Annotated in this window: 11 protein-coding genes, 1 tRNA gene and 1 pseudogene; 10 read left to right on the forward strand and 3 right to left on the reverse strand. The window is 71.3% G+C overall.

Annotated elements, in window-relative coordinates; all coding sequences use genetic code 11:
* Both J7E88_RS28850 and J7E88_RS28855 read right to left on the reverse strand, forming a co-directional pair.
* Positions 1 to 1,483 (reverse strand): annotated as a pseudogene (locus J7E88_RS28850) (hypothetical protein); the annotation flags it as partial.
* Between the two features lie 7 nt (positions 1,484 to 1,490).
* Positions 1,491 to 2,504, reverse strand: a complete 1,014-nt coding sequence (locus J7E88_RS28855; protein ID WP_215186242.1) for an SMI1/KNR4 family protein — start codon at positions 2,502 to 2,504, stop codon at positions 1,491 to 1,493.
* A gap of 220 nt (positions 2,505 to 2,724) precedes the next feature.
* Between J7E88_RS28855 and J7E88_RS28860 the strand changes: the two genes are divergently transcribed.
* Complete coding sequence (locus tag J7E88_RS28860) at positions 2,725 to 3,231, forward strand: YwqJ-related putative deaminase (RefSeq protein WP_215186244.1); 507 nt, start codon at positions 2,725 to 2,727, stop codon at positions 3,229 to 3,231.
* 11 nt (positions 3,232 to 3,242) lie between these two features.
* Positions 3,243 to 3,734, forward strand: a complete 492-nt coding sequence (locus J7E88_RS28865) for an SUKH-3 domain-containing protein (protein ID WP_215186247.1) — start codon at positions 3,243 to 3,245, stop codon at positions 3,732 to 3,734.
* Here J7E88_RS28865 and J7E88_RS28870 read toward each other — a convergent pair.
* The gene (locus tag J7E88_RS28870; protein WP_215186249.1) at positions 3,721 to 5,091 is read right to left on the reverse strand and encodes a sensor histidine kinase; all 1,371 of its coding nucleotides are present in this window, start codon (positions 5,089 to 5,091) and stop codon (positions 3,721 to 3,723) included. The two genes, J7E88_RS28865 and J7E88_RS28870, sit on opposite strands and share 14 nt — an antisense overlap.
* A 469-nt stretch (positions 5,092 to 5,560) precedes the next feature.
* Between J7E88_RS28870 and J7E88_RS28875 the strand changes: the two genes are divergently transcribed.
* The 8 genes from J7E88_RS28875 to J7E88_RS28910 all read left to right on the forward strand — a co-directional run bounded on the left by J7E88_RS28875 (position 5,561) and on the right by J7E88_RS28910 (position 13,191).
* A tRNA-Gln gene (locus tag J7E88_RS28875) sits at positions 5,561 to 5,632 on the forward strand.
* 109 nt (positions 5,633 to 5,741) lie between these two features.
* Positions 5,742 to 7,190 (forward strand): bifunctional UDP-N-acetylglucosamine diphosphorylase/glucosamine-1-phosphate N-acetyltransferase GlmU, encoded by a 1,449-nt coding sequence (glmU, locus tag J7E88_RS28880; protein ID WP_215186251.1) that lies wholly within the window; start codon positions 5,742 to 5,744, stop codon positions 7,188 to 7,190.
* Between the two features lie 109 nt (positions 7,191 to 7,299).
* A complete protein-coding gene (locus J7E88_RS28885) occupies positions 7,300 to 8,277 on the forward strand; it encodes a ribose-phosphate diphosphokinase (RefSeq protein ID WP_215186253.1) in 978 nt (325 codons plus the stop codon).
* A 285-nt stretch (positions 8,278 to 8,562) separates the two neighbouring features.
* Positions 8,563 to 9,159 carry a 50S ribosomal protein L25/general stress protein Ctc gene (locus tag J7E88_RS28890; RefSeq protein ID WP_215186255.1) on the forward strand — a complete coding sequence of 199 codons (597 nt, stop codon included), beginning with the start codon at positions 8,563 to 8,565 and terminating at the stop codon, positions 9,157 to 9,159.
* Positions 9,160 to 9,288: 129 nt separating this feature from the next.
* Positions 9,289 to 9,882, forward strand: a complete 594-nt coding sequence (gene pth, locus J7E88_RS28895; protein WP_215186257.1) for an aminoacyl-tRNA hydrolase — start codon at positions 9,289 to 9,291, stop codon at positions 9,880 to 9,882.
* Between the two features lie 207 nt (positions 9,883 to 10,089).
* A complete protein-coding gene (locus tag J7E88_RS28900) occupies positions 10,090 to 10,386 on the forward strand; it encodes a hypothetical protein (protein ID WP_215186259.1) in 297 nt (98 codons plus the stop codon).
* A gap of 135 nt (positions 10,387 to 10,521) precedes the next feature.
* On the forward strand, positions 10,522 to 11,877 hold the full coding sequence (gene eccD / locus J7E88_RS28905; protein WP_215186261.1) for a type VII secretion integral membrane protein EccD: 1,356 nt from the start codon (positions 10,522 to 10,524) through the stop codon (positions 11,875 to 11,877).
* Positions 11,878 to 11,931: 54 nt separating this feature from the next.
* On the forward strand, positions 11,932 to 13,191 hold the full coding sequence (locus J7E88_RS28910; protein WP_215186263.1) for a MinD/ParA family protein: 1,260 nt from the start codon (positions 11,932 to 11,934) through the stop codon (positions 13,189 to 13,191).
* Positions 13,192 to 13,212 lie beyond the last annotated feature (21 nt).

Here is a 13,212-nt window from a genome sequence, read left to right on the forward strand (position 1 = left end):
CCCCACCACCCGGAGGCGGCGTCGCACCAGGAGGCGCGGGCGGACCCGGCGGACGCGGCGCACCGGGCGGCCCCGGAGGCTGCGGAGCACCCGGACCCATCTGACTCGGATCAGCCAGCATCGTCGCCGCATGATGCACCCCACCACCCGGAGGCGGCGTCGCACCAGGAGGCGCGGGCGGACCGGGAGGCGGCGGCGTCGAACCGGGCGGTGCGGGCGGCTGCGGCCCGTCCGGGCCGAGCTGCGGGACGAGTTGCGTCGGCAGATAGCCGCCCGCGGGCGCGCCGGGAGCCCCTGGACCCGTCGGCGGCGGCGTGGCACCGGGCCGTGCGCCCGGCGTGCCCGGAGCACCGGGCGGCGGCGGAGGCGTCGCACCCCCGGCCGCCCCGCCACGCGCACCGCGCGGCGGCAGGACCGCCTTACTCGTCGCCGCGTCCGCGATGTCGGCCGCACTCGGACCGTGCGGCCCGGCGGGCGGCGTCGCCGGGGACGCGGGGGCGGGCGGAGAAGCAGGGGAGGAAGGAGAGGACGGGGAGGACGGGGAGGCGGCGGGCGGCTGCGCACCCGTCCCGTTCTGGGGATCGAGTGCCGGGGCGATCGCCGTACGCGGCAGCCGGCTGCCGCCCGACATCAGCGCCGTCGGCGCGTCGGCGCCCACGGGCGGCGGAGTGGCGTCGTCGTCCACCGACACCGGCGGAGCGAACACCGTCGCGGGCAGCGGCACGGACACATCGTCGCCGCCGTCCGCACTCGTGTCGGTCCAGCCCGTGCCACCCCCAGGGGAGGCCGGCACACCGTCCGACGCCGTCGGCTCGTGGTCACCGCCCGCGCTCGGCCACGCCGGGGCGCCGGTGCGTGAGGCGTCCGCGTCCGGCGCTGCACCGGAGTCCGGCCACGCGACCGAGCCGGCGGCATGCGAATTCGCCGTCGCCTGCGAGGCGTTGCCACCGATCGAACCGGAGACGTCCGGCCCGCCCGCGGCGGACAGCGCACCTGCGTCCGCATCCGCAGCGGCGGACGAAGCGGCCGACGAAGCGTCGCCCCCGGCAGCGGCATCCGCCCCGGCGCCGGTGCCCGCGCCGGACGTCGCCGCCCGACGGTCCGGGATGCCCAGCTTGTCCGCCGCCTCCTGCAGCCACTCCGGCGGACTCAGCAGGAACGACGTCTGGTTCAGATCGATACGCTGCGGAGGCTCCGCCGCTGACGGAGCCGCCGCGGCCAGCTGGGCCCCGTACTCCTCCTCGTACCGGCGGATCACCTCGCCCACCGGCAGTCCGGGCCACAGCGTCGCCTCACCGCTGTCCCGGGCGATCACCAGTCGCTGGTCCCCGCCGTCCGAACGCACGCCCCCGTCGCGGTCCTCGGCCCACACCACAAAGCCCAGCTCGAACTCGCGCACCCGCACCTCGCGGTGCTGGTACGCGGGCACATCGCCGTTCACCCACGCCTCGGCGCGCTCCTGCGCCTGCGCAAACGTCACCATCGGACCGTCACCCCTCGCCCGGAACCGGAACGGCCCGCGCGAAGCCGCCGTCCACCATCAGATTCGCCACGGTCTCCAGCTCCGGCGGATTGCCGGCGAGCCGCCGCAGGAACGCGTCGAAGTCCTCGCCGCACGGCATCAGCAGGCGCTCCGCCCGCTCCTGCACGGTCCAGCCGTCCTGGTCCCGGGCGTCGTCGTACGCGCAGAACCACATCGACCCGGTGGCCGAGCCCCTCACCTTCACGGCGAGAATCCCGCCCTGGACGAAGGCGACCCCCAGGTAATCCTTCGTCAGATGGTCCCGCAGGCACTTGTTGACGTACACCAGGTCATTGGCGCCGGCCTCTTCGCGCACCGTGAAGAACGGCTGGTCCACCAGCAGCCCCAGCTCGGCGTCCAGCGCCGCACCGACCGGCGCGCAACCGCCCGCCGCTTTCAGGAAGGAGCGGTACGGCCCCGGCAGCCGATAGCCCAGGTCCTCCTCCACCCCCTGCACCTGCTGCTCGGTCACCGAGACCGCACCCTTCGGCAGGCCGAAATGCGCGGGCCGCGTCTCCTGCAACGGGCGCGTGCCCCGCTTGCCCTGGTCCACCGGAGCCGTCGCCAGCCCGCCGTGATGCCGCAGCAGCGCCTTCACCTCGACCGGCACCAGTTCCAGCCGCCTGGTCCCCGGCACGTGGTGCCAGGTCCAGCCGTGCGGCGTCGCCACCGCGGGCACCGTGTCCCACAGCGCATGGCCGTCCGCGTGCAGAGCCGCGTTCGCCGACACGAAGTCGGTGAGCCGCAACTCGTCCACGCCGAAGCCCTCCGGCGGTTCGGCGATCTCCGCGGCCGCGCGCGCGTACGGCGAGAAGTCCGGGAATCCGTTGTCGTCGACGCGCACCCCGCGCGGATGACGCGCGGCCCGGACCGGGTCCGGGAAGTGCACGACCTGCCCGGCGTAGGCCGCATTCGGTGGCGCGGTACGCGCGCCGGCCCCGGGGCCCATTGCTGCCCCCAGGCCCTGCCGACCTGTCGTCATGGCGATTTGCCCCCTGTGGCGTCTGACTGGTTCAGCACAGCCTATGCGGTACGGCAAGAGAGGCGGCTGGCGCTCCGCTTCCGTGACAAACAGTCACTTTCGAGTGACCCAGAGCCCACCGGCGACACGTTTAAGCGACCCAGCTTCCCCACCACCCGCCCCATTTGGCAGGCTGTTCCCCTCGCCACTGGGGGGAGTGCACGGGAGGGACCGAAGCACCATGCACACAGCGCGACCACGCACCGACGGTGATCCACGCCTCAGCTGGAGCAGCGATGACACCGCGCGCCCGCCCGGCCTCCGCCACCGCCGCGACGGCATCCTGCCCGCTGTCGCGGCCGCGCTCTCCGTACGCGGCGAAACCCTGACCTGCACCGCCGGCAAAGGGGACCAGCCGCCCGCCCTCCACCCGCTCGTACAGGACTTCCTCGACACCCTCACCAGCGGACAGCGTGAACGCTTCACCGGCCGGTGCCCCGAAGCCATACTGCTCTCCCGGCACCTGAGCTCCGCCGAGAGCCAGCGCTCCAAGCGCGCCCAGCGCAAACCCCTCACCCACAGCGAGGCCAGGCGCGCCCTCAAGCAGTCCAAGCTCACCGCCCGCCGCATCCGCGAGGACGGCGACCCTCTCCACGGCACCTACGCGCCGCCCTGCCGTTCGTGCACCGCCATGCTGGACCACTTCGGCGTACGACCCGTCGACCCGACCGCACCCGAGAACGGCTGACACCCACAGCGATGCCCGACCACCTGAGCACGACCCGTTTTCCCGTCGCCGTCGACGCCGCGCTGCGCGAAGCCGGCTGGCAGCCCGGCCGGTGGGACATCAAGCAGGCAGAGCACTGGGCCGACAGCCTCCGCGCGCACGTCTCCCCAGGCGGACACCGGCACTGCGTCTTCCCCGCCGTGGTCGAGGCATGGGCCGAATTCGGCGGGCTCACCGTCACCGCGCCCGGGCCCGGGCGCCAGCACGCACCCGCAGCCCTGCACTTCGACCCGCTCTCGGGCCTCCACCTCGCCCGCACGCTCTCCGATCTCGGCCGCGCACTCGACACCGAGATCTCCCCGCTCGGCAGGGAGGGCGACCACCAGGCCGTCCTCGCGATGGATGCCGAGGGCCGCGTCTACAGCATCGACCACACCGGCGACTGGTACCTCGGCTCGGACATCGGTCAGGCGCTGACCACACTGGTCACCGGCACGCAGCCCGCCCGCCTCACGATGGAGTGACTCGCGGCGCCGCCGCTCCCGCCGCCTCGGGCCGCCTCGGAGCGCCTGCCTGCGGCCGGTCCGGCAGCACCGCCGAAACACGGAAGCCGCCCAGATCCGTCGGACCGGACACGAACACCCCGCCCAGCGCCGTCACCCGCTCCCGCATCCCCACCAGTCCGTTCCCCCCGCTCGGCAGACCCGCCGCGGACGCCGCGCCCGCCGCGCCCGGAGCACCGTTCTCCACCTGCATCGCGACCTCCGCCTCGCGATGCGCGAGCCGCACCATCACCTTCGCGCCGGCCGCATGCTTGTGGACGTTGGTCAGCGCTTCCTGCACCACCCGGTACGCCGTCTGTTCGACCTCCGGCGCGTAGTCCCGGCTCTCCCCCTGCACGGCCAACTCCACCACCACGCCCGCCTGCCGTGACTGGCCCACCAGCACCTCGATGTCCGCCAGAGACGGCCCGTCCCCCGCCGCGGCAGCCGCCGCAGCCGCGGCCGCGGCTCCGACCGCCGCCAGCGGCACGGGCTTGTCCGCCGGCCGCGGCTCCCCCTCGCCGGCCCGCAGCACCCCGAGCATCTCCCGCAGCTCGGTGAGCGCCTGCCGGCCCATGTCCCCGACCAGCGCGGCGTTCCTCACCGCCTTCTGCGGATCCTTCAGCGCCACCGCCTGCAACGCCGCCGCGTGCACCACCATCAGGCTCACCCGGTGGGCGACCACGTCATGCATCTCACGCGCGATCCGCGTCCGCTCCTCCTGCCGCGCCCACTGCGCCCGCTGCTCCGCCCGGTCCGCAAGCAGCGACAGCTCCTGCTCCAGGCTGTCCGCCCGCTCGCGCAAGCTCTCCATCAACCGTCGCCGCGCCCCTATGTACAGGCCGAAGAGCACCGGCGGAGCCGTCAGCCCCAGCGACATGAACCCGGCCATGAGCGGCACGTACCAGGCGCCGAAGTCCTCGCTCCGCAAGTCCTGGCGCACCCGCACGAACGTCACGATGAACGTCGCCGCCAGCGACATCCCCGCCAGCGTGGCCGTGATCCGCCGCGGCACCTCGGAGGCCGCGAGCGTGTAGAGGCCGACCACGGCCATCAGGTAACCCATCTCGGCGGGCGTCGTCGCCACCGAGACCAGCACCACGGCGATGGGCCACCGTCGCCGGACCACCAGCACCGATCCGACAGCCAGCCCGAACAGCACCCCGAAAGGCACCGGCAGCGCGGCCTGCTCCGCGAAGGCGACCCCCTGCAGCGCGCATTCCACGGCGGAAACGCCCGCCAACCCCACGTCGAGGACGGCACTGCGCCGCCGCCCCCACCACAGCCACGCCCGGGCGGTCGAACCCGCGGCGTCCTGCTCTGCCCCCGTTGCGGTCATGCGTCCCAGCCTACGGGCGGGCGCGAGTCATTTTCTCGTGAGTGCGGGGCGCGACCGCGCGCGCTCTACTCCGGGATACAGCGAGAACGCTCGAACTGGTGAATCGCCCAGAGTTTCGAGCCGGACGCCCGCATTCCGGACGGCGATCATTCCGCGTGGCCATCCACGGCACGGCCGACGTGTCAGGCGCCGAGCGCTTCCGGGCCGAGACGGCAGGCGCCGACGCGTCCACCTTCCGCAACGCGCCCCCCGAGCGGCACAGCCCCAGGACCACGCGCGAACACGGCCGACGCCTATCGCGGTTGCCTCGTCCGCCTATCGCGCGGGCCTCGACGCCTATCGCGGTTACCTCGTCGCCTACGTCACCAAAAGTCCCCATCCGTGCCGTCGCATGGAGGGCACCTGGTACGGCATAGTGTTGGGTGCCCAAGAGGCACCGTAATCGGATGTCCGATTTAGGTGCCTGTAGTCCCCTGTGGTGTAATTGGCAGCACTGAGGCTTTTGGTGCCTTATGTCCGGGTTCGAGTCCTGGCGGGGGAGCCCTTGCGTTCGGGTCCTGACCTTCTCGGTCAGGACCCGCGCTCGTTTCCTGCCTGAAACCCCCCGGTATCCTTCGGATGTCCACCACCCGAAGCCGAAGGGCATACCCGTGAGCGCCAATCGCCCGGCAGCCGTCGTCGTTCTTGCAGCGGGTGAGGGCACCCGCATGAAGTCGAAGACCCCCAAGGTCCTGCACGAAATCGCCGGGCGTTCGCTCGTCGGTCACGTCGTCTGCGCGGCGCGTGAACTGGAGCCCGAGCAGCTCGTCGTGGTCGTCGGCCACGCGCGCGAGCAGGTCGAGGCGCATCTCGGGGAGCACTACGCCGGCACCCGCACCGCGTTCCAGGCCGAGCAGAACGGCACCGGCCACGCGGTGCGCATGGGCCTTGAGGAGCTGGGCGGGGAGCTGAGCGGGACCGTGATCGTCGTCTGCGGCGACACTCCGCTCCTGTCCGGGGACACGCTGACCGCACTGGCCGCCACGCACGCCGCCGACGGCAACGCGGTGACCGTACTGTCCGCGGAGGTGCCGGACTCCACCGGCTACGGGCGCATCGTGCGCGATGCCGCGACCGGCGCCGTGACGGCGATCGTCGAGCACAAGGACGCGACCGAGGCGCAGCGGGCGATCAGTGAGATCAACTCCGGCGTGTTCGCGTTCGACGGGGTCCTGCTGACCGACGCGCTGAAGAAGGTGCGTACGGACAACAGCCAGGGCGAGGAGTACCTCACCGACGTGCTCGGGATCCTGCGGGAGGCCGGGCACCGGGTCGGGGCGTCGGTCGCCGCGGACCACCGGGAGATCCTCGGGATCAACAACCGCGTGCAGCTCGCCGAGGCGCGCCGGCTGCTCAACGAGCGGCTGTTGGAGCGGGCGATGCTGGCTGGTGTCACGGTCGTGGACCCGGCGTCGGTGCTGCTGGATGTGACGGTGACCTTCGGCCAGGACGTCGTCGTGCATCCGGGTACGCAGCTGCTCGGTGCCACGCATCTCGCGGAGGCCGCCGAGGTGGGCCCCAACTCGCGGCTGACAGACACCGTGGTGGGCGCCGGCGCCCGGGTGGACAACACGGTGGCGGACACGGCCGAGGTCGGCGAGGGCGCGTCGGTGGGCCCGTTCGCGTATCTGCGTCCCGGGACGAGGCTGGGTGCCAAGGGCAAGATCGGCACGTACGTCGAGACGAAGAACGCGACGATCGGTGAGGGCACGAAGGTGCCGCATCTGTCGTACGTGGGTGATGCCACGATCGGCGATCACTCGAACATCGGCGCGGCGAGCGTCTTTGTGAACTACGACGGCGAGAAGAAGCACCACACGACGATCGGGTCACACTGCCGCACGGGCTCGGACAACATGTTTGTGGCTCCTGTCACGGTCGGGGACGGTGCGTACACGGCCGCGGGTTCGGTGATCACGAAGGATGTGCCGCCGGGTTCGCTGGCTGTCGCCCGCGGCCAGCAGCGGAATATCGAGGGCTGGGTGGCTCGTAAGCGTCCGGGCAGCGCTGCCGCGCAGGCCGCCGCCGCGGCAACGGAAGGCGTCGCCGAGGACAACTGACCGGAAACGGGTGCGTCGAACTCGGCGTACCGTGATACGTGCACACAAATTCGGCTGGCTCGCGCCCAGGTTCTTCGCGGCCAGAGAACACGTCTGAGGAGACAGTGCTGTGACCGGGATCAAGACGACCGGCGAGAAGAAGCTGATGCTCTTCTCCGGCCGCGCCCACCCCGAGCTGGCCGAGGAGGTTGCACACCAGCTCGGTGTCGGCCTCGTCCCTACGAAGGCTTTCGACTTCGCCAACGGCGAGATCTACGTCCGCTTCCAGGAGTCCGCCCGCGGCGCCGACTGCTTCCTGATGCAGAGCCACACGGCTCCGATCAACAAGTGGATCATGGAGCAGCTGATCATGATCGATGCGCTGAAGCGGGCCTCGGCCCGGAGCATCACCGTGATCATCCCGTCGTACGGCTACGCACGCCAGGACAAGAAGCACCGCGGCCGTGAGCCGATCTCGGCCCGCCTGATCGCGGACCTGCTGAAGACCGCGGGCGCCGACCGCATCCTCACCGTGGACCTGCACACGGACCAGATCCAGGGCTTCTTCGACGGCCCGGTGGACCACCTGTCGGCGCTGCCGGTCCTCGCGGACTACGTCGGCGCGAAGGTGGACCGCAACAAGCTGACGATCGTCTCCCCGGACGCGGGCCGCGTGCGGGTCGCGGACCGCTGGTGCGACCGTCTGGATGCGCCGCTGGCGATCGTGCACAAGCGCCGTGACAAAGACGTCGCCAACCAGGTGACGGTCCACGAGGTCGTGGGCGAGGTCGAGGGCCGGGTCTGTGTGCTGGTCGACGACATGATCGACACAGCGGGCACGATCTGTGCCGCGGCGGACGCGCTGTTCGCGAACGGCGCCGAGGACGTGATCGTGACGGCGACGCACGGCATCCTGTCCGGCCCCGCCGCCGACCGGCTGAAGAACTCCAAGGTGAGCGAGTTCGTGCTGACGAACACGCTGCCGACGCCGGGTGAGCTGGAGCTGGACAAGATCAAGGTGCTGTCGATGGCGCCGACGATCGCACGTGCCGTGCGTGAGGTCTTCGAGGACGGTTCGGTGACGAGCCTGTTCGAGGAGCAGGCGTAGGACGTACCGACGTACCGGTGAGAAGGGCCGTCCCGCGTGTGCGGGGCGGCCCTTTTCCTGTGTCCAGCCCCTTTCCTGCCGTCCCCTTTTCCTGTGCGTCGTTCGCCTGTGTCCGCCGTGATCCATTTGGGCGCCCAGCCGCTGCCGCGTAGACTGTCGAAGTTGCTCGGCGAGGGAGGCCGCACCGGTGGTGCGGCGGTCCGTTATCGACGCGCTCTTCGTAGCAGGCCTGTCGTGGCCGGGTGACGGCCACCAGTTTTCTGTATCTGCTGACGAGGAGTGCACATGTCCGAGGTCAAGATCGCCGCTGAGCTCCGTTCCGAGTTCGGCAAGGGCGCCGCCCGCCGTGTCCGCCGTGACAACAAGGTCCCGGGTGTTCTGTACGGTCACGGCACCGACCCGGTCCACATCATCCTGCCGGGCCACGAGCTGCTGCTCGCCCTGCGTACCCCGAACGTCCTTCTTGCCCTCGACATCGACGGCAAGAACGAGCTCGCCATCCCGAAGGCCGTGCAGCGCGACCCGCTGAAGGGCTTCCTGGAGCACGTCGACCTGCTGCTGGTGAAGCGCGGCGAGAAGGTCAACGTCGAGATCCCGGTCCACACCGAGGGCGAGCTGGCCCCGGGCGCCTTCCTGCTGGAGCACGTGCTCAACGCTCTGCCGGTCGAGGCCGAGGCCACCCACATCCCCGAGTCCGTCTCGGTCTCCATCGAGGGCCTGTCGGCCGGTGACTCCGTGCTCGCCAAGGACATCACCCTGCCGAAGGGCACCACCCTGGCCGTCGAGGAGGACGCTGTCGTCCTGCAGATCCTGGCCGCGCAGGCCGAGGAGCCGGCCGCCGAGGGCGCCGAGGGCGAGGGCGAAGAGGCCGCCGAGGCCTGAGCCGTAAGCTCTGCTTGAGCTTGGACACGGGGTGGCGGGCTTCGGCCGGCCGCCCCGTTTCTTTTCCCGGCCTCCTTTTTCCCGCCTTCCGCCCTTCCCGCCTTCCGCCAACGAGGAGACGCAGCGCAGATGTCCGACGTGAACGCACCCTGGCTGATCGTGGGCCTCGGCAATCCGGGGCCCGGTTACGCCGCCAACCGCCACAATGTGGGCTTCATGGTCGCCGACCTGCTGGCCGAGCGGATCGGCGGATCGTTCAAGCGTGCGCAGAAGGCGCAGGCGCAGGTGCTGGAGGGCCGCATCGGCGCTCCGGGCCCTTCGAATCGCCGGGTGATCCTGGCGAAGCCCATGTCGTACATGAATCTGTCCGGCGGTCCGGTGACGGCGCTGCGGGACTTCTACAAGGTGCCCACGGCGAACATCGTCGCCGTGCACGACGAGCTGGACATCGACTTCGGCACGCTGCGGCTGAAGTTGGGCGGCGGTGACAACGGCCACAACGGACTGAAGTCGATGACGAAGGCGATGGGCCCGGACTACCACCGGGTGCGGTTCGGCATCGGCCGCCCGCCGGGCCGGATGCAGGTCGCGGACTTCGTGCTGAAGGACTTCTCGTCGGCGGAGCGCAAGGAGCTCGGCTACTTCGTGGACCGCGCGGCGGACGCAGCGGAGTGCCTGGTGATCGACGGCCTGGAGCGGGCGCAGGGGACGTACAACTCCTGAGTCGGGAGCGTGGCGGGGCCGGACCGTTCAGCGTGGCCCCGGAGTGGGCCGCTGTCGTGGCCATGCTCTATGTTGCAGAGGCAATGCGAGGGGGGTTCCGCATGCCTGGGGGACGGCAGCCGCAGACCGTCGCCGGCCGTGACGCTTCGACGGGCAGGAGCGCGACGGACGGCCCTGCGATGGGCGACTGAGGCGACGGAGCGACGGATGTCACGGGATTACGACAGTCAACTTCTGGAGTCGGTGGCGGTACGCCGGCGCCGCATGCGGGATGCGCTGCTCTTCGGAGCGCAGCGGACACGCCGCACCGCGGACGAAAGACTCGGGAAGTTGTTCGCGGGTATCGCGATAGCGGCAGTGCTGTGCGCCGGATGCGTTGGATGGTCCTTCCTCCAGCACACGTTGGAGAAGCAGAAGGCCGAGCAGAAGCGCCAGGATCAGCGGTACCAGCAGCCGGCGCAGTCCCCGGAGCCGGAGAAGTCGACGGGTGCCGGAAAGAGCTGACGACGACGCCGGTCATGCGCGACGAGTTCGCAGTGGCGGAGAGATTACCGGAAGAGGATCGGGGGATTCGGTGACGATACAGATCGGCGCAAAACGCCCAGGAGTTCGCTGCGGCGCGGTGATAGGTTCCCGCAAGTGGTGAGTACAGCAACGACTTCCCGGGCGCAACTGAGCAGGGTGACGCTGGTCGGCGAGCGACGCCGCGCGGACATCGTCCTGCCCTCCGACACTCCCATCGGTCAACTGCTCCCGGACATCCTCCAGTTGCTGGACGACCGGGCCGCGTCGCGTCCTATGACACGGCAGTTGCTCACCGCCGACGGCTCGGCGCTGTCGCACGAGAGCACGCTGGCCTCGGCCGGGATATCCGACGGCGCCGTCCTTCACTTGGTCAGGATTCACTCCGCCCCGCCTGCCCCGGTGGTGCACGACGTCATCGACCTGGTCGCTGACGACCTCGACCTGCAGACCTGGCGCTGGCGGCCGGGGGCCCGCCGTGCGGCCGCGGGGGTGGCCACCGTCGCGTTCGCGGTGATCGCCGCGCTGCTCGCCCGCCGTGAGATCGCGCTCGGCTCCCTGGCGGGCGCGCTCGGGGCCGTCATGCTCGTCCTCGCGACTGCTGGAGCGATCGTCGCCAGGATCGGACGGGGCAACCGCGGTCTGGCGACCGCTCTCCTGTTGACCTCCGGCGGGCTCGGCGTGCTCGCCGCGTGGACCGCAGCCGACGCCTACGGCTGGCCCGGCACCGCACGGCTTGCCGTCGTCGCGACGTCGCTGGTTCTGACGCTGCTGCTCCTCGGTTATTTCTCGCCGCTCGGTCGTGGAGGGCTCATCGGAGCCATGGCCACCGGTGTCGTCACGGTCGTGTGGGAAGCCGTTGCCGCCGTCCAGGACGAGCCGGCCCGGCTGGGCGCGGTCATGGCCCTCTTCTCCGTGGTGCTGCTCGGCGTGCTGCCGCGGATCGCCCTGATGGCATCGGGACTCACCGCCCTCGACGACCGCCGCTCGGGTGGCATTTCCGTCAGCCGCCACCAGGTGGACAACGCGCTCGCCGCCACACACCGCGGGCTCGCCCTCGCGACGATGGTCGCAGCGGTGTCGGCCGCCGCCGCAGGGTGGCTGCTCACGCTGGCCGAGAAACCGACCGTATGGACGGTGGTGCTGCCCTCGCTCGTCGCCGTGGTGCTGCTGTCCCGCGCGAGGGCCTTCCCACTGGTCGCTGAGGTGGTGGCCCTCTTCGCCGCTGCCGCGGCACTCGTGGTACGCCTCGTGGTGCTGTGGATGCAGCACACCGCGGGTGCCGGTCCGCTCGCCGTGTTGTGCGCGGCCGCCGTGGTGCCGTTGCTCGTCCTGGCGGTGCAGCCTCCCGAACATGTCCGGGTCCGGCTGCGGCGGACGGCCGATCTGGTCGAGTCGATCGGGGTGGTGGGGCTCTTCCCGCTCGCCGTGGGGGTGTTCGGCGCGTACGGACAGCTGCTCAACAAGTTCTGAGTCAACGCGAGGGCGCTCCGGGGGCGGGGCAGCAGGGCGGAGGGGACGGCAGGCATGCCGAACGGAGACAACTGGCAGCGGGATCTGCTGCGTGACCTCACAGGGGGTGAGCGGAGTCCGGATACAGCCTCGTCGCAGGGTAGTTCCACGCCCCGCCCGGCGGGCGGCGCCGGATCGCAGACACAGCCCGCCCATCAGCCGCAGCCGGGGCCGCAACCTCAGTCGCAGCCCCATCACGTCCCGACCCCGGGCCCGGTGGCGGGGAATCAGGCACCGCAGGCGCATCCGCACCCGGCCCCCACGCAAGGCAGCCCGGGCAACCACCCTCAGGTGCAGCCCCATCCCAGTCCCACATCTCCCCGGGCCGCCGGCCCCGCCGCCCGGCCGCGGCACAGCCCCGACTCACGGCCCGTCGTCAGCGCGGACGTCGCCGCGGCACGTCGCGGACCCCGCCGCGGCGAGTCCTTCGCCGCCCGCGCCGCCCGCGCCGTGGGCCGCATCGTCGTCTCGTCGGCCGCGCGTGAGGTCGCCGAGACCACCCGCACCGCGGAGGTTCTCCAGCAACCGGTGACGACCGGTCGCCAGATAGCGGTCACCTCCATACGCGGCGGCGCGGGCAAGTCGACCGTCGCCGCGCTGCTCGGCATCACGTACTCCCACTACCGGCAGGACCCCGTCCTCCTGGTCGAGGCCGACCCGGCGCTCGGCTCACTGCCGCTGCGGCTCGGTGCGGAGGCACTGCGCTGGACAATCGGCGACGTGGCAGACATCGTCGAGCCGCAGATGTCCCTGCTCGACGTCACCGGCTATCTCGTCCAGCTTCCGGGCAACGCCTGGCTGCTGCCCGGCAGTCAGGGTCAGATCGGCGCGATGCTCGACACTCGGGCGTACGAGCGGGTCATGGTGGCGCTGCGCCGCTATTTCGGTGTGACGGTCGTCGACTGCGAGACGCTGCCCGCCGAAGTCGCCCGCGTCGCGCTCTCCGCCGCCCAGGCCCGCGTCCTGACCGCACCCGCCACCCTGGAGGGCATGGCCAGCACGCATGAGGTGCTCCAGTGGATGCAAGGGCTGCCCCGGCACATGATCGAGGGCACCGTCGTCGTGCTGACCGAACTGGTGCCGCACACCGGGCTCGACCTGGGCAAGGCGGTCGCGCGGCTCGAAGCGACGGGAGCGGGCGTGCATGTCCTGCCCTACGACCGGCACCTGGCGGCAGGCGGTGCCATACACACCGGCCTGCTGGCCCGTTCGACCCGGCAGGCCGCCGCCCGTATCGCGGCCGACGTGTTCCAGCTCTCGCAGAAACGTCACTGATCCCATGCCGAGCCCGATGGT

It is taken from the genome of Streptomyces sp. ISL-10 (genome assembly GCF_018614575.1).
GTDB lineage: Bacteria > Actinomycetota > Actinomycetes > Streptomycetales > Streptomycetaceae > Streptomyces.